Annotated in this window: 18 protein-coding genes and 1 tRNA gene; 9 read left to right on the plus strand and 10 right to left on the minus strand. The window is 61.4% G+C overall.

The genetic code is table 11. The annotated features are described in order from the left end of the window. Positions 1 to 544: TetR/AcrR family transcriptional regulator (locus EN879_RS05625; RefSeq protein WP_164774322.1), on the plus strand; the 544-nt coding region annotated here is incomplete at its 5' end. 91 nt (positions 545 to 635) lie between these two features. Here the strand turns inward: EN879_RS05625 and yihA are convergent. The 3 genes from yihA to EN879_RS05640 all read right to left on the minus strand — a co-directional run bounded on the left by yihA (position 636) and on the right by EN879_RS05640 (position 2,369). Beyond that, a complete protein-coding gene (yihA, locus tag EN879_RS05630; RefSeq protein ID WP_024502094.1) occupies positions 636 to 1,295 on the minus strand; it encodes a ribosome biogenesis GTP-binding protein YihA/YsxC in 660 nt (219 codons plus the stop codon). After that, positions 1,292 to 1,930: a CatB-related O-acetyltransferase gene (locus EN879_RS05635; RefSeq protein WP_063170424.1), complete on the minus strand. Its 639-nt coding sequence runs from the start codon at positions 1,928 to 1,930 to the stop codon at positions 1,292 to 1,294. Before EN879_RS05635 ends, yihA begins: the two co-directional genes overlap by 4 nt. Positions 1,931 to 2,054: 124 nt before the next feature. Further along, complete coding sequence (locus tag EN879_RS05640; RefSeq protein WP_024502096.1) at positions 2,055 to 2,369, minus strand: hypothetical protein; 315 nt, start codon at positions 2,367 to 2,369, stop codon at positions 2,055 to 2,057. Between the two features lie 178 nt (positions 2,370 to 2,547). Here EN879_RS05640 and EN879_RS05645 point away from each other — a divergent pair, with 178 nt between their 5' ends. From EN879_RS05645 to EN879_RS05655, 3 genes are read left to right on the plus strand one after another with little or no spacing between them, the layout of a single operon-like run. Beyond that, positions 2,548 to 3,012, plus strand: coding sequence for a MarR family winged helix-turn-helix transcriptional regulator (locus tag EN879_RS05645; protein ID WP_013528500.1), 465 nt, complete (start codon positions 2,548 to 2,550; stop codon positions 3,010 to 3,012). Further along, positions 3,005 to 4,297: an HlyD family secretion protein gene (locus EN879_RS05650; protein WP_082826616.1), complete on the plus strand. Its 1,293-nt coding sequence runs from the start codon at positions 3,005 to 3,007 to the stop codon at positions 4,295 to 4,297. Before EN879_RS05645 ends, EN879_RS05650 begins: the two co-directional genes overlap by 8 nt. Beyond that, positions 4,294 to 5,835 carry a DHA2 family efflux MFS transporter permease subunit gene (locus EN879_RS05655; protein ID WP_063169716.1) on the plus strand — a complete coding sequence of 514 codons (1,542 nt, stop codon included), beginning with the start codon at positions 4,294 to 4,296 and terminating at the stop codon, positions 5,833 to 5,835. The genes EN879_RS05650 and EN879_RS05655 overlap by 4 nt, the downstream gene beginning before the upstream one ends. Before the next feature lie 189 nt (positions 5,836 to 6,024). Here the strand turns inward: EN879_RS05655 and EN879_RS05660 are convergent, their stop codons facing one another. The 4 genes from EN879_RS05660 to rpmH all read right to left on the minus strand — a co-directional run bounded on the left by EN879_RS05660 (position 6,025) and on the right by rpmH (position 9,093). Beyond that, complete coding sequence (locus EN879_RS05660; RefSeq protein WP_063169715.1) at positions 6,025 to 6,585, minus strand: fasciclin domain-containing protein; 561 nt, start codon at positions 6,583 to 6,585, stop codon at positions 6,025 to 6,027. Between the two features lie 177 nt (positions 6,586 to 6,762). Continuing rightward, complete coding sequence (gene yidC, locus EN879_RS05665; RefSeq protein ID WP_063169714.1) at positions 6,763 to 8,574, minus strand: membrane protein insertase YidC; 1,812 nt, start codon at positions 8,572 to 8,574, stop codon at positions 6,763 to 6,765. A 14-nt stretch (positions 8,575 to 8,588) separates the two neighbouring features. Continuing rightward, positions 8,589 to 8,942, minus strand: coding sequence for a ribonuclease P protein component (gene rnpA / locus EN879_RS05670; protein ID WP_013528505.1), 354 nt, complete (start codon positions 8,940 to 8,942; stop codon positions 8,589 to 8,591). Between the two features lie 16 nt (positions 8,943 to 8,958). Further along, positions 8,959 to 9,093, minus strand: coding sequence for a 50S ribosomal protein L34 (rpmH, locus tag EN879_RS05675; RefSeq protein ID WP_008833937.1), 135 nt, complete (start codon positions 9,091 to 9,093; stop codon positions 8,959 to 8,961). Between the two features lie 278 nt (positions 9,094 to 9,371). Here rpmH and EN879_RS05685 point away from each other — a divergent pair, with 278 nt between their 5' ends. From EN879_RS05685 to EN879_RS05695, 3 genes are all read left to right on the plus strand, one after another. Beyond that, the gene (locus EN879_RS05685) at positions 9,372 to 10,874 is read left to right on the plus strand and encodes a HAMP domain-containing sensor histidine kinase (RefSeq protein WP_027161119.1); all 1,503 of its coding nucleotides are present in this window, start codon (positions 9,372 to 9,374) and stop codon (positions 10,872 to 10,874) included. Between the two features lie 253 nt (positions 10,875 to 11,127). Further along, positions 11,128 to 11,204 (plus strand) — tRNA-Arg (locus EN879_RS05690). A 323-nt stretch (positions 11,205 to 11,527) separates the two neighbouring features. Beyond that, positions 11,528 to 12,304: a hypothetical protein gene (locus tag EN879_RS05695; RefSeq protein WP_127224211.1), complete on the plus strand. Its 777-nt coding sequence runs from the start codon at positions 11,528 to 11,530 to the stop codon at positions 12,302 to 12,304. A 58-nt stretch (positions 12,305 to 12,362) separates the two neighbouring features. On the opposite strand, the gene EN879_RS05700 is transcribed toward EN879_RS05695, so the two are convergent. Continuing rightward, positions 12,363 to 12,554 (minus strand): Rmf/CrpP family protein, encoded by a 192-nt coding sequence (locus EN879_RS05700; RefSeq protein ID WP_063169712.1) that lies wholly within the window; start codon positions 12,552 to 12,554, stop codon positions 12,363 to 12,365. A 148-nt stretch (positions 12,555 to 12,702) separates the two neighbouring features. On the opposite strand from EN879_RS05700, the gene EN879_RS05705 reads away from it, so the two are divergent. After that, complete coding sequence (locus EN879_RS05705; protein ID WP_127224210.1) at positions 12,703 to 13,683, plus strand: hypothetical protein; 981 nt, start codon at positions 12,703 to 12,705, stop codon at positions 13,681 to 13,683. Between the two features lie 212 nt (positions 13,684 to 13,895). Next, positions 13,896 to 14,657: an SDR family NAD(P)-dependent oxidoreductase gene (locus EN879_RS05710; protein ID WP_063169710.1), complete on the plus strand. Its 762-nt coding sequence runs from the start codon at positions 13,896 to 13,898 to the stop codon at positions 14,655 to 14,657. Between the two features lie 28 nt (positions 14,658 to 14,685). Here the strand turns inward: EN879_RS05710 and EN879_RS05715 are convergent, their stop codons facing one another. Then, entirely contained in the window at positions 14,686 to 15,282 is a 597-nt protein-coding gene (locus EN879_RS05715; protein WP_024502103.1) for a TMEM175 family protein, read from the minus strand. A gap of 97 nt (positions 15,283 to 15,379) precedes the next feature. Beyond that, positions 15,380 to 15,930: GntR family transcriptional regulator (locus EN879_RS05720; protein ID WP_164774323.1), on the minus strand; the 551-nt coding region annotated here is incomplete at its 5' end.

The raw sequence follows: 15,930 nt of genomic DNA on the forward strand, positions 1-15,930 counted from the left end.
CTCCAAGGGTACGATCTACGTCTACTTCGCCAACAAGGAAGAGCTGTTCGAGGCGCTGATCGAGGAAGAGCGCGGCACCATCTTCAAGAACATGTATGACGTGCTGGACAATGCCGACAACCTGCGCGAGACGCTGGTGAAGTTCGGCAAGGTGCTGGCTCTCAAGATCACGTCGGCCAAGGTCGTCCAAGCGCAGCGCACGGTGATCGGGGCATCAGACCGGATCCCCGACATGGGCGCGCGTTTTTACGAGCGCGGTCCCAAGCGTGGCCACGACAAGGTCGCGGCCTTTCTCAATGCCGCCATCGAGCGCGACCTGCTGCGCATCGACGATGTCGATCTTGCCGCCTATCAGTTCACCGAACTGTGCCTGGCCGGTCTGTTCCGCCAGTGCATCTTCGCCTACCGCACCAAGGCCCCGACCCAGGACGAGATCGACCACATCGTCAGGTCAGGCGTCAGCATGTTCCTGAAGGCCTACGGCACCGAAAGGCTTGTGGCGGAAGAAGGCCATCAGACGATTGCTATCGAGGCCAAGCCCTAGCCAGACCATGCTCTAACTCTTTGTTTAGACGCAATTCTGGACGGAAAACCGCTTCACACTTTTCCTAGAATTGCTCTAAGGTGCGGATGCTTTAGCCGCCATTGGCGGCAAGCACGATGGCTGCCTGCAATTCCTGAAGGCCCTCGGCCTTTTCAGAAGAGGTGGCCAGCACGAACGGGAACGCCGCCGGCCGCTTCTTGATCTTTGCCAGCGTCTCCTCGATCAGCCTCGGCACGCCGGCAGTCTTGATCTTGTCGGTCTTGGTCAGCACGATCTGATAGGACACCGCCGCCTTGTCGAGCAGCGACAGCACTTCGTCGTCCTTGGCCTTGATGCCATGACGGGCGTCGATCAGCACATAGACGCGTTTCAGCGTGACCCGGCCCTTGAGGTAATCGAAGACCAGCTTGGTCCACTCGTCGACCTTCTCCTTGGGCGCGGTGGCGTAGCCGTAGCCGGGCATGTCGACCAGCGCCAAGGGTGGCAGGTCGGCGCCCTCGCCCGAAAATCCATCCGGCACGAAATAGTTGAGCTCCTGCGTGCGCCCCGGCGTGTTGGAAGTGCGCGCCAGCCCCTTCTGGTTGACCAGCGCATTGATCAGCGACGACTTGCCGACATTCGAGCGGCCGGCAAAGGCGATTTCCGGCGGCCCTTCCGGTGGCAGGAACTTCATCGCCGGCACGCCGCGGATGAAGATCCACCCTCGCGTAAACAGTTCGGTGCCGATTATGCTGCTGTTCAGAGCGTTCAAGCTGCTGCCTCCAGAAGAGAAATATTGACACCCCGGATAGCATCGAGGTTGCGGCTGACCTTGTCTACCGGCCAGTCCCACCACGCCACCGCCAGCAGCCGCCTGATTGTCCGGTCGTCGAAACGCATCTTTACCACCTTGGCCGCGTTGCCGGCGACGATCGCATAGGGCGGCACGTCGTGCGTCACCACCGATTTCGCAGCGACGATGGCGCCGTGGCCGATTTCCACCCCGGGCAGGATCACCGCCTCCATCCCGATCCAGACGTCGTTGCCGACGATGGTGTCGCCGCGCACCTCCTTCGACCAGGTCGCCGGGTTAAAACCCTTTTCCCAGCCATGGCCGAAAATATTGAACGGATAGGTCGAAAAGCCGGACATGGCGTGGTTGGCGCCGTTCATGATGAAGCGCGCGCCCTCGGCGATGGCGCAGAACCTGCCGATGATCAGCTTGTCGCCTATGAACGGATAGTGATGCAGGACGCATTTCTCGGCGAATTTGTCCGGCCCGTCGGGGTCGTCATAATAGGTGAAGTCGCCGATCTCGATGTTTGGCGCGTTCACCAGTCCCTTGAGGAAGCCGACGCGGGTATGCATCGGGATCGGGTGCTTGATGTCTGGGTTGGGTCCGTCCATGTCGAAATCCGTCAGAGAAATGGCCGCCAGGTGCATCCGAAACTCGAATGCGCCCGTTCAAAATAGCGTGGTCCGCCCTATAGCACCAATCGGGTGACGAGCGAGCTTTCCTTGACGGCCTTGCTCATTTGCTGCCGCGGCAAATCACGATCGGATCGGACAGCGCACTGTCGAAACCGCTGCCCTGATAGACGGTGACATTCGTGGCGCCGGGCGGCAGCATGAAGCTGCCTTCGACGATTTTCTGGTCGCCGGCCGGCATGTGGAGAGCCCAGCTATAGGTGCAAAACTGAGGCGGCGCCTGGGGTTCGACGTGGCTGCAGTTCAATTGCGCGCCACCCAGCATGGCGGCGCCGCCGCAACTGACGGCGCCCTTTGCGAGCGCAATGCCCGGCCATCCTGCAATGGCCGCCACGGTCGCGATCTTCAGCCAATTCATCGTCGTATCCTTGCCCGGCAACAGCCCGCTACCTGAGCCTTTGGGTGGGTCGCAGCCCATGCGTCATTTTTTCCAGGCGGGCTTAGTCCGTCTTGCGCACCGCGTCCAGCAAGATTATGTGCATGATGATAATAAGCATGCTCACTAACAGTCGCGCCGAAAAACTCCAGTACCTCCCATGCCATCGTCACCCAACATCAGCTTCGTGCTGCACGATGTCGCGCGCCTGCTTCGAAAGCGGTTCGAGCAGAGGTCGCGGGCATCGGGGCTGACCCGCGCCCAGTGGCAGGTGCTGGCCTATCTCAGCCTGCATGAAGGCATCCACCAGAACAAACTGGCGGACCTGATCGAGATCACGCCGATCACGCTCGCCCGGCTGCTCGACAAGATGGAAGCAAGCGGCTTCATCGAGCGCCGGCCCGATCCCGCTGACCGCCGGGCATGGCTGCTGTACCTGAAGCCGCAAGCCCATCCGCTGATCGAAATCATGCGCGGCAATGGGCGGAAGACGCGTGACGAGGCCTTTGTCGGCCTTTCCGCGGATGCGCAACTGCATCTGCTGCAAACCCTATCCCTCATCAAATCCAATCTGCTCGCGGCTTGCGCCCAGCCTGCCGCCGACCGGGAGAAAACACATGGCTGAATCAACCTCACCAAAGAAGCCTGTCGAAGAAGACGGATCCGCCGCCGACCGGGCGCGCGACCAGGTCATCCGGCTGGACAGCGAACGCGAGCAAAGGCGAGCCAGCACCGTCATCGACAATGACGAGCTCGAATCACCGGTCGCCCTGGAGCCGGCGGCGCTCGAGGCTCCGTCCAAGGAGCCACGCCAGGCCGGGGTTGCGGTGGCGCCTCCGGCGCCGGTCAAGCCCAAGCGCGGCCGGGCACGGCCGATCCTGTTTGCCCTGCTTCCGTTCGCGCTGGTCGTCGGCGGCTATTACTACGTCATCGGCGGCCAGGTCATGACGACCGACAATGCCTACATCCAGGCGCAGTCGCTCGGCGTTTCCACCGATGTCTCCGGCACTGTGTCCGAGATCGACGTGCACGAGAACGAGGCGGTGAAGAAGGACCAGGTGCTTTTCCGGTTGCGGTCGGCCTCTTTCGAAACCGCTCTTGCCGCCGCCCAGGCACAGCTCGGCACAGTGCGCAACCAGGTGCTGACCTTGCAGGCGAGCTACCAGCAGTCGCAGGCGCTGATCGAGCAGGCGCAGGCCGACATCCCCTATTACGAGGCCGCTTTCCAACGCCAGCAGGATCTGCTCAAGACCTCCACCTCCTCGAAGGCGACCTTCGACAGCGCCCAGCACGACCTCGTCGCCGCCCGCCAGAAAGTGTCCGTTGCCCAAGCGCAGGCACAGGCGACGCTTGCCCAGCTCGGCGGCGACGCCAGCCAGCCGGTGGAGAAGAACCCGTTCTATCTCCAGGCGCAGTCGGCGGTGGACGACGCCCAGCGCAACCTTGCCGATTCCATCGTCAAGGCGCCATTCGACGGCATCGTCACCAATGTCGACGCGCTTCAGGTCGGCAAGTACCTGCCGGCTTCGCAGCCGGCGTTCAGCCTGATTTCGGCGACCGATCTGTGGATCGCGGCGGAGCCTAAGGAAACCGAACTGACCTATGTGCGGCCGGGACAGACGGCGACGATCAGCGTCGACAGCTATCCCGGTGCCGTCTGGCACGGCAGGGTCGCCTCGATCAGCCCGGCGTCGTCGTCGAGCTTCTCGCTGCTTCCGGCGCAGAACACCACCGGCAACTGGGTCAAGGTCGTGCAACGCATTCCGATGCGCGTGACGGTGGACGATCTCCAGGGCAAGCCGCCGCTGCGCGGCGGGATGAGCGTCGTGGTCGGCATCGATACCGGCCATGCGCGCGGCCTGCCGGACTTCGTGACGGACCTCCTCGGTCGGTTCGGACAAAAGTCATGACCGGCGCGTCCGCGACAGGTGGCGTGGTCGCCAATCGCGGCGCCATCACCGCCTGCGTGATCCTGGCCGTGATCATGCAGGCGCTGGACACCACCATCGCCAATGTGGCGCTGCCCTATATCCAGGGCAGCGTTTCGGCCAGCGCCGACCAGATAAACTGGGTGCTGACGTCCTACATCGTCGCGGCAGCCGTCATGACGCCGCCTTCGGGCTATCTTGCCAATCGCTTCGGCCGCAAGCGCATCCTGCTGATCTCGATCACCGGCTTCGTCGTCGCGTCGGTGCTGTGCGGCTTCGCGCAGTCGCTGCCGCAGATCGTCGGCTTCCGCCTGCTGCAAGGCCTGTTCGGCGCAGCCCTGGTGCCGCTGGCGCAGAGCATCCTGCTCGACATCTACAGCGTCGAGGAGCGCGGCTCGGCGATGGCGCTGTTCGGCGTTTCGGTGATGGTCGGGCCGGTGCTCGGGCCGGTCATCGGCGGCTGGCTGACCGAGAATGTCAGCTGGCGCTGGGTGTTCTACATCAACGTACCGATCGGCGCGCTGGCTTTCGCCGGCGTCTCGATGTTCGTCCAGGAAACCAAGACGGACCTCAAGGCCAGGCTGGACTGGCTGGGCTTCGGCATGCTCAGCGTCACCATCGCGTCGCTGCAGATGTTCCTCGATCGCGGCGAGCAGCTCAACTGGTTCTCGTCGTCCGAGATCATCGTCGAGGCGCTGATCTGCGCGTCGGCCTTCTACATCTTCCTCGTCCACACCTTCACCGCCAAAAACACCTTCGTGAACCCGCGGCTGTTCCTCGACAGGAATTTCGCCGTCGGCATGATCTTCATCTTCATCATCGGCATCACCTATCTGGCCTCGCTGGCCCTGATGACGCCCTATCTGCAGACCCTGATGGGCTATCCGGTGGTGACGGCCGGCATCGTCATGGGGCCGCGCGGTCTCGGCACCATGGCTTGCATGTTCCTGGTCGGCAGGCTGATCGGCAAGGTGGACACGCGCTGGCTGCTTCTAACCGGCCTGCTGGTCACCGCCTGGGCGATGTACGACATGACCGGCTGGACCCCTGATGTCTCGCAATGGACGATCATCAGCACCGGCTTCATCCAGGGCGCGGGCCTGGGTTTCCTGTTCGTGCCGCTGACCACCATCACCTTCGCCACGCTGGCGCCGGAGCGGCGCGCGGAAGGCACCGGACTGTACAATCTGTCCCGAAACATCGGCTCCAGCGTCGGCATATCGGTGGTCACCGCGCTGTTGACGCAGAACGTGCAGGTCAACCACGCCAATATCGCCACCTATGTGACGCCCTACAACCAGGCGTTCAGCAATCCGGCGATCTTCCAGGCAATGGATCCCTACAGCGCCGCGGGCCGCGCCGCGCTCGACGGCGTGGTCACGCTGCAGGCCACGATCATCAGCTATATGAACGACTTCAAGCTGATGATGATCCTGTCGCTTGCCGCCATTCCGCTGGTTCTGTTGCTGCGCAAGCCGGCGACTCCGGCCAAGATCGACCACAGCGCCGTGATGGAGTGACGACGCTCGAAACTTATCCGGCTGCACAGGCAACAGCCAAAAAGAAACCGGGGTCCTGTGAGGGACAGGACCCCGGCCAATGCCGATACGACTTCCCAAGAAACATGGCACCTCGTCATGAGGCGGGGATGGCAGGCCCGAGAAAGCCCCAACGGACCTGTCTTGATCCCCTTTGCCGGAAGCCGTTCGTTACTTCGGCAACAGCACCTTGTTGACGACATGGATGACGCCGTTCGACTGGTTGACGTCGGCGATCGTCACTCGCGCCTCGCCGCCTGACTCATCCATGATGTAGAGCTTGCCCTTCTTGACTTCGGCGGTCAGCGTGTCACCGGAGACGGTCTTCATCTCGTATTTGCCGCCCATCGCCTTGGCCTTCTTCATCATCTCGGCGCCCGAAATCTTGCCGGCCACGACATGCGCGGTCAGCACCTTGGTGAGCTTGCCCTTGTTCTCCGGCTTCAGCAGCGTGTCGACGGTGCCCTTGGGCAGTTTCGCAAACGCCGCGTTGGTCGGGGCAAAGACTGTGAACGGGCCAGCGCCCTGCAGCGTGTCGACCAGGCCGGCGGCCTTGACCGCGGCGACCAGCGTCGTGTGGTCCTTCGAATTGACGGCGTTCTCGACGATGTTCTTGGTTGTGTACATCGGCGCGCCGCCGACATTCGGGTTCTTGGCATAGGCGGGCGCGGCAATCGCCACGCCGGCGACGAGTGCGGAAAGGGCGATGATCCTGAATGACGGCAAGCGCATGTGGTCTTCCTCCGTGTGAGGGCTGATCGGAATTGATAGCCTTTGGAAACGCACAGGCAGTCACGCCGCCGAGGGGGCGCAAGTTTCGCCGATCACGGGAACGTGATGCCGGAGCTGCTTAAACGAAAAGCCCCGCGCGAGGCGGGGCTTTGAAGGCTGGAGAAAGCGCTGCGCCTTCTATTCGGCCGGTGATGGTTTCTTTCGGAACAGCGCGACCAGATTGTCCCACAGCTCGATCTTGGCACCCTGGCGCTTCATGATGATGCCCTGCTGGAGGATCGACAGCGTGTTGTTCCAGGCCCAGTAGATGACCAGGCCGGCCGGGAAACCCGCCATCATGAAGGTGAAGATGACAGGCATCCAGGTGAAGATCGCAGCCTGCGTCGGATCCGGCGGCGTCGGGTTCATGCGCATCTGCAGGAACATGGTGACGCCCATGATCAGCGGCCAGACGCCGATCATCAGCATGTGCGGCAGGGTGACCGGGATCAGGCCGAACAGGTTGAACAGCGACGTCGGATCGGGCGCGGCCAGATCCTGGATCCAGCCGAAGAACGGCGCGTGCCGCATTTCGATGGTGATGTAGAGCACCTTGTAGAGCGAGAAGAAGACCGGGATCTGCAGTGCCACCGGCCAGCAGCCGGCAAGCGGGTTGATCTTCTCGGTCTTGTACAGCTCCATCATCGCCTGCTGCTGCTTCATCTTGTCGTCCGCGTATTTCTCGCGGATCTCGAGCATTTTCGGCTGCACCTTCTTCATGTTCGCCATCGACGCGTACGACTTGTTGGCGAGCGGATAGAAGATGGCCTTGACGATGACGGTGGTGGCGAGAATGGCCAGGCCGAAATTGCCGAAGAATTTGTAGAGCGTGTCGATCAGCCAGAACATCGGCTTGGTGATGAAGTGGAACCAGCCCCAGTCGATCAAAAGGTCGAACCGCTTGATATGACGGTCTTCCGCATAGGCGTTGATCTTGCCGACTTCCTTGGCGCCCGCGAAGATCTCGCTCTCCACCGTCGCCGACTGGCCGGCATCGACGGTGATCGGGTCGGTGAGGAAGTCGGACTGGTAGCGATGGCGGCCGTCCTCGAAATAGGCATAGCGCGGCTGGAACGGCTGCTTCTCGGTCGGCACCAGCGTCACCGCCCAGTATTTGTCGGTGATGCCGAGCCAGCCGTCGGTCGACTTGCCCGGCGTGAACTGCTTGTCCTTCTCGATGGACGCGTATTTGTGTTCCTGCAGGCCTTCCGTGCCGGTGAAGCCGATCAGGCCCTCATGCAGCACATAGGTGCTGGCAACGAGCGGCTTGTCGAAGCGGGTGACGCGGCCGTAATTGGACAGCGAGACGGCGGCCGTGCCGGCATTCTGCACCGTGTCGGACACCGTGAACATGTAGTTGGTGTCGACGGAAAAGGTGCGCTTGAAGGTCAGGCCCTTGTCGTTCGAATAGGTCAGCGTGACCGGGGTCGTCGGCGTCAGTGTCGCATTGCCGTCGATAGCCCACACTGTTTCGGGACCGGGCACCGCGCCGGTCTTGTCGTTGCCGACGAAGCCGATCTCGGCATAGTAGCCATTGGGCAGTGCCGCCGGGTTGAGCAGGCTGATCTCGGGCGAGTTCTTGTCGACCGTCTCGGTGTAGTGCTTGAGCTTGAGGTCGTCGAGACGGGCACCGGTCAGGTTGATCGAACCCTCAAGGCTCGGCGTGTCGATCTTCGCGCGGGTCGTCGTGGCGAGCGCCTGTTCGCGGCCGGCCGGCGTGACGGCATCGGTGCCGGGTGCGTTGGGAATGGCGCCAGGGGCGGCGGGCGTTCCGGTGTCGGTACCGGGATTGGTGCCGGCGGCCTTCTTCTGCTCCTCGACGCGCTGCTGTTCGACGCGGGCGGCCTCGCGCTGCGCTTCGCTGCGCGGCAACACATAAAAATATTGCCATACCGCCAGGATCAGCACCGACAGCGCGATGGTGATGAAGAAGTTCCGGTTGTTTTCCATCGAAAGCCCTTGGCCTATCGTGTTCCGCGCAGTCGGCGGGAGAGTTCGGCCTTCAACTGGCCGAACGGAGTGGTAAGCACGTCTTCGCGCCCGACGATGACATAGTCATTGCCAGGCGCCATGTCACTTGCGGCGTGCGTACGGACGGCTTCTCGCAGCCGCCGCCGGACGCGGTTGCGGACAACCGCATTGCCGACCTTCTTGGTGACGGTGTAGCCGACGCGCGGCGACAGGCCGTCGCCGCGGTCGAGAACTTCGACGAGAAAAAGCCGCCCGCGTCGTTTTTCACCACGACGGACAGCCAGGAATTCCGCGCGCTTCAGAAGCCGCTTGGGATTTGGTCCCACTGGCTTGCCGGATGCGGGCAACGATCTCGTCTTCCGTTCAGGCGCTGAGCCGCTTGCGACCGCGGTTGCGGCGAGCTGCGACGACGCCGCGACCACCCTTGGTGGCCATGCGGGCACGAAAGCCGTGCCGACGTTTGCGGACGAGTTTGGACGGTTGGTAGGTACGCTTCATTTGTTTTAATACCGCGGGGTGCGGCCCTTCTTGATTCTGTCACTGTGTAACAGGAGCTTTGCCGAGCCGGCTTTGGCGCGATCGAAACCGCGCCGGGACGAATGGCCCGAGCGTGTGCGGGCTTATAGAAAGAAGGCTTTTGGAAGTCAATCCGGAGTCGTCGGGCCGAAAGCTTCGCCATTCAGGCCGGTTTATGTTTGCGACCAAGGATGAAATTGGCAAAAAAGCCGTAATCGCCTAATCTGCGTTGATCAAGTGATCGTGAAGACATTAGCCGCATGAGCGAAACCATACAGGCACAGGAAGGGATCGGCACGGCGGGGTCCACCGAGGCGCCGGCCAGCGTGCGCACGGTGCCGCTGTCGCGCGGCCTGTCGACCAAGCTGCTGCTGCTGACCATCGTCTTCGTGCTGCTGGCCGAAGTGCTGATCTTCCTGCCCTGGATCGCCAGCTACCGGCTGAACTGGCTGAAGGAGCGGCTGAGCACGGCGGCGGCGGTGTCGATCGTGCTGGTGCAGGGTGAACCCACCTCGCTGTCGCGCACGGCGCAGAACGACGTGCTGATGGCGATCGGCGCCAAGGCGATCGCGGTGCGCGACGGAGGCGTCTCGCGGCTGCTGGTGGTGGCCGAAATGCCGCCGAAGGTCGACGAACACATCGATATCGCCTCGATCGGCATGATCAAGGGCATGACCGGTGCGCTCGACACGTTGTTTTTCGGCGGCGACCGTATGCTGCGCGTCTTCGGTCCGGTCGGCGAATCCGACAAGGAGTTCGAGCTGATCATGCCCGACAACAGCCTGCGCAACGCGATGCTGCGCTATTCGCGCAACGTCGCCTTCGTCTCGCTGCTGATCTCGCTGTTCACCGCCATGCTGGTCTACGCCGCCATCGACCTGATCATGATCGGGCCGATCCGGACGATGACGCGCTCGATGCTGTCCTTCTCCGAGGCGCCCGACGATCCCGGGCGGATCATCCATCCGGCTGCCCGCGCCGACGAGATCGGCGTTGCCGAGCGCGAGCTGTCGCAGATGCAGGAACGGCTGCAAAAAATGCTCTCCGAGCAGAAGCATCTTGCCGATCTCGGCCTGGCGGTTTCCAAGATCAACCATGACATGCGCAACATCCTGGCTTCGGCGCAGCTGATGTCGGACCGCTTGCGTCAGGTCAAGGATCCGACGGTGCAGGCCTTCGCGCCGAAACTGCTGCGCGCGCTCGACCGCGCCGTGTCTTATTCCGAAGGCGTGCTTCACTACGGCCGCACGCAGGAGCCGCCGCCGGCGCGCCGACGCCTGAGGCTGCGGCAACTGGTCGAGGACGTGCACGGCCTGCTGGACATTGAGCAAGGCATCGAGTTCGTCAATTCGGTCGAGCCGGCCTTCGAGGTCGATGCCGATTCCGACCAGTTGTTCAGGGTGCTGACCAATCTGTGCCGGAATTCCGTGCAAGCGATGGCGACCGACAGTGAAAGCGCCCTGGTGCGCCGCCTGGCGGTGTCGGCCGTGCGCCTGGGCAGCGTCAGCCGCATCGCCGTCAGCGACACCGGCCCCGGCCTGCCGCCCAAGGCGCGGGAAAACCTGTTCGCGGCCTTTCGCGGCTCGGCGCGCAGCGGCGGCACCGGCCTTGGCCTGGCGATCGCGCACGAACTGATCCGCGCGCATGGCGGCACGGTCGAGCTGGTCGAGAGCATTGGCGGGCGCACCACATTCGCCGTCACCATCCCCGACCAGCCGGTCCGGCTCGACCAGGCCCGCAACGGCCTGCGCCGCCCGGCGTGACGGTTTAGAGCGCCGGGTCGCCCGGCCCTCTTGTCCTCTGGCCCGATGCTTCTTCCAATGAGCAGGAACCGGCTCAACTTCGGACCGTTGCCATCTGCCGGAATCCCAGCCTTCATCACCAACCAAGGCACTTGTGACAAAACTTTTGCCGGATCGGCTTGCTTTTCCGAAATTCAGTCGCTAGGGAACACGTCTCGTCGCGACCGGTCGTTTACGATCGGATTGCGGGGTCATGGAAAGCATGGCCTGTTGCGCGCCCGTAGCTCAGCTGGATAGAGCACCAGACTACGAATCTGGGGGTCAGGAGTTCGAATCTCTTCGGGCGCGCCAAACAATTATATGAGACCGTTGGGATTTCCGACCTTTTCTATGTTGCCTTCAACAGCCTAGAGGGGAACAAAAAGCCGTAAAAATCCCGGAATGGGGCTCAAAGCCCCACGGATACTCCCACTAATTCATATGCGGTTCACTGGCTGTCCTACTCTCATCGAGGGTGACAAACCGTGAGGAAGCCATTCTCGGGCAGCCTCACGGAACGGGTAGCAGTTGCGCATTGCCGATCTTCCCGCCATCTATGCAAGAAGGCGCGGGGATCAATCAAGGCAATGCTTAAACCCTTTGGGAAGTGGTTCGTTACGAATTGGGAACGGGTCTTGTTTGTGATCGTCGGCTTGGCCCTGCTCGGCGCGAGCCTGACATTGATCTATCAGGAAAAAGTGACAGAAGCCGCCGCAGTCTTTGGCCTTGGCTTTCTCAGCTTTCTCTACGCCAACGTTTCGCGCTTCAAACGCTTCAAAGGGCTGGGCTTTGAAGCGGAGCTTTGGGAGGACAAGCAGAAAGAAGCCGCTGACCTCATTGAACGCTTGCGCGATATCGTTTCGATCTACACGCGGGAAGTTATACTTGGAAAGGTGAAGGCGGGGCGTATCGGGGTTGCAGGAAAGTGGAATGATCATTGGAAGCTCTATGATGATCTTGTCACGCAGCACAACACCCTTGGACAGAAGGTCGATTTTTCGGACATCAAAAAGGAAATGGATGACACTTTCCTTTTCGACATGACGATGCCCGAAATCAGGAAACTAAGAGCCGCTACGAATAAAGGAAAAGAGGCTGCAAGGCAAAGGATCGAGCAGGAGTTTGGAAGTCCCGTCCGTGACAATGAAGGCTACAATCGGCGCTGGGCGCAGTTTCGCGAGATACCTGAAGACATCAAAGACCCCTTCAAGATTTCGATCAAGGAGGATTTGGCAGGTTACGCCTTGAAGGTCTGGCGGGAAACCAAAGAACGGCTCAAACGAGATTTTGACGTGGACGCGGATGTTGACCAAAAGGTCCTTGATCGGTTCGTAACAATCTCAAAGCTCTATCAGTCCCGACCGGTTCAAGTGACGGACGAAATGATCGCATGGGCGAACCGGGAGGACTGAAATACTCCTTGCGCTTCAGTTCAAGTTCGGCAGACCTCATAGATCTCATGCGGACGACCTAGCTGGTCATGAACTCAGCCTGTTCATCGTGCCAGCCCTTCATCCACCTTTCACGGCGACCGCTATCCGTATAGGGGCATTTGCGCAGCGGGACGTGGCGTCGACAGGCTTTCTGCCCCTCTTCATAGACCGACCCGCCACCGTGAAGGTGCTCTTGTAAAAGGGCGGCACTGATTGTTGACTTCGGCATTTCATTGTCTCCGGTTTGAGTGCCGGAACATGGGAACGCGGCGACGGGGCAACAATCCGCAATTTTCGAACATCTATGGGAAAAGCGTCGACCTGTCCGTTACTTCCTTCTCCATCATATAATTGTTCCGCACGACCGGAGGTCCTAAGTGACGCTTGAAGAAGCTATTGCCGAGCATATGCAGCTAATCGACTTGGAGCTTCAGGTGGAGGAGCTCCCACTTTGGCAACGTCCGCTTAGGGCTTCAATCAAGTTCGTTCTAGAAAGCATTCTGGACATTCGGGGCGACACGAAGGAGGATTTTGCAGGGAAACCATGGTTTGCGGTGATCTTCCACCATATTGAGACATGGTATCGCGATACCTACGGAAGTGCTTTTGATCAGAGTAGCGGGGAGGGTTTTGCGTCGGGCGTAGTGCTTGTTCGGCATGTCCCGATTGAAATCCGCGTTCCACTAACACGCACCACGCCGGGGACACCTGGTGAAACCGTTTGGCTTCATTTCCCCCTTGGCATTGAACAGGGCGAGACGCCCACCGACTGGCTCGTAAACCCGCCCAACCTCGCGAAGATAGACCTGACGGAAAGCCGAAAACTGAAAACGAGGACGACGGCGGTGGCCACCGCCTTGCGCAGGATCAGAATGAACACGATGGGAGTGACCGCGCCGGATCATGAAATCACGGAATTGATTGATGGGGTTCTTTCTGATCTTCAAAACGCGGCAATAGGTCTGCTTACTGATAGTGATACCGCAAGGGGCGCTGCAATGTGGTCGATGCAGATGGCAATCGAACGGACGATAAAGGCATTCATTCTTCAAAAGACAGGCAGAAAGTATCGTGAAACCCACGACCTTTTTTACCTTTACGACGACGCGCTTCCGCATTGTTCCGGCATCAACCGCGGCCTCCTAAAGAAGCTCCCCAATTCACGCGAGATGATGGAAGGACGGTACGGTCTGGGTACGAAATGGACAATCCGCTATGCGACGGAAGCCTACTTCGCGGCGCTCATGCTCATTTCCGAGTTCTCAGCCCGGTATGATCGCAAGATAAGTGTCGGCGGCAGTCGGGTCCACCTCAAGCGTCCACCTTGGCTCACCTTGCCGAAGCCTGTCACAACCTAGGACTATTTCCCCCTACTTCTTTTTCACAGCCGCGAGCTGGTCGGACTGAATTTCCATGATGGAACGTGTTTCGGGTTTCCATACCGTCGACGCGCTGCATGCGATTTAACAGGAAAAATAGGCGCGCTATGTACCCCATGGATTATATGGTTCGACGATTGTGACCGCTGGCGTTCGACCGCGCACGGCAGGCGGAACCAACGGAGCCTGAATTGACATCCATCACTACCACCAAGCGAGCACTTATCACCGGGACCGGAGCGGCCGACGGCATCGGCTTCGCCATTGCCCGCCAGCTCGGCCATGCCGGCCATGCCGTTTTTCTCACCGGTGCCAGTGGGCGTGTGCTCGATCGCGCCGTTGAGCTCCGTGCAGAAGGCATCGACGCCAAGGCCGTGGTCGCCGATCTCACCATCGCTGCCGATGTCGCGCGGTTGCGGGCTGATGTCGGCGCGGTCGGCATCCTGGTCAACAATGCCGGCATGGGCTCGCTGGCATCGCCATCGGTCGACAAGGCGTTTCTCGCCATGACCGAGGCCGACTGGGATCAGGGGATCGACGTCAGCCTGAAGACGGCATTCCTCGTCACCAAGGCGTTTCTGCCGGCGATGGTCGAAGCGGGCTATGGGCGTATCGTCAATGTGGCGTCGGTCACCGGACCGCTGGTGTCTTTCGAAGGCACATCAGCCTATTCCGCCGCCAAGGCCGGCATGGTCGGCCTGACACGCACGCTGGCGCTCGAAGTGGCGAAAAACGGCATCACGGCCAACGCCGTGGCTCCCGGCTGGATCGAAACAGGGTCGTCGAGCGAGATGGAGCGGCAAGCCGCCCTGAATACGCCGCCGGCGCGGGCCGGGCGACCGGATGAGGTGGCCGCCGCGGTCGTGTTCCTGGCCTCGGAAGGCGCCAGCTATGTCAACGGCGCCCTGCTGGTGGTCGATGGCGGCAACAGCCTTCAGGAGCGCAAGGGCTGAAGCCGTCCAACGCGTCGGGTGCGAGAATTCAGCCTTTGCCCGAGCTTTTGCCTGCCCCCGGCGCTTCCGGCCTGAGATAGACGGCCAAGCAGCAGCAACAGATCGCCAAGCCCGCGACTGGATATTTCAGGGCGACCAGCCCCGCCAGCGCGAATAGGCAGAGCGTCGCGAGCGACCGGATGCGCATGCGCTTGCGCACCGCGAGCGGAACCGCGTTCTCCGGCATCGGGTCGATGAGTTCGCGGATCAGAAGAATGTAGGTCAGGTTCACCAGGAAGAAGACGGCGGCGTAGAAGGCGACCGGCTGCGGCGCCAGCTCGCTGACCGCCATCCACGCGGTCGCCAGCGGCAGCAGCGAAACCGAGAACAGATGCGCGAAATTGTACCACATCAGGCTGGCTGTCGCCTCCCTGGCGTGGCGTAACAGATGATGATGGTTCGCCCAGACGATGGCGATGAAGAGATAGCTGACGCTGTAGCTCAGCCATGTCGGCCAGAGCTCCAGAAGCGCCTTGAACGTCGGCAACTCCGGCGGGCGCAAGTCGAGGACCAGCACCGTGATGAGGACGGCGAACACGCCATCCGAAAATGCGCTCAACCGATCGAGCCCTGTCGAGGGAAGCACTGGACCGTCCTCGTCGCAGTTCGTGAGACATATAGTAGTGCTGTCGATAGCAATATCCATGGCCGCTCGGACCATCTGACGCCGCCGCCAGCGCCGCTCAGGACGCCTTGGCCAGAAAACTCTGGTAGTCCGATTTCGCCTGCAGCAGGCGCAGCACATTGTCGCGCGAGCCCCTTACGTGGGCGCGGGCCAGCGTGCCGGCTCGGGCGGCATCGCCGGCGCAGATCGCCTCGACGATCTCGGCATGCTCGTCGCGGGCGATCTTCCATTCGTCGAGCCACAACAGTTCGGTCCAGACATAGTGCTGGCACTTGTCGAGGATGCCGCACAGCATGCCATGCAGCATCGCATTGCCGCTGATTTCGGCGATGACGCGGTGCAGGTCGATGCCGACTTCGAGCTCCTGGAATTTTTCGCGCGTGGTGCGCTCCGGAATGGCGGCCAGCCGCTCGCATTCGGCCAGCATGGCACGCAGCCGCGCCTTGTCCTGTTCCGTCGCAGCAGCGGCGGCCAGTGCCGTCGCGTGGCCGTCGAGCAGTTCGCGGATCTCGAAGGCCTCGCGGAACATGTTGATGTCGAACTCGGTGACGACATAGCCCTGGCGCGGCCGGCCGGTGACCAGGCCGTCGCGCTCGAGGCGGTTTAAGG

It is taken from the genome of Mesorhizobium sp. M7A.F.Ca.AU.002.02.1.1 (genome assembly GCF_003998535.1).
Taxonomy (GTDB): Bacteria; Pseudomonadota; Alphaproteobacteria; order Rhizobiales; family Rhizobiaceae; genus Mesorhizobium; species Mesorhizobium ciceri.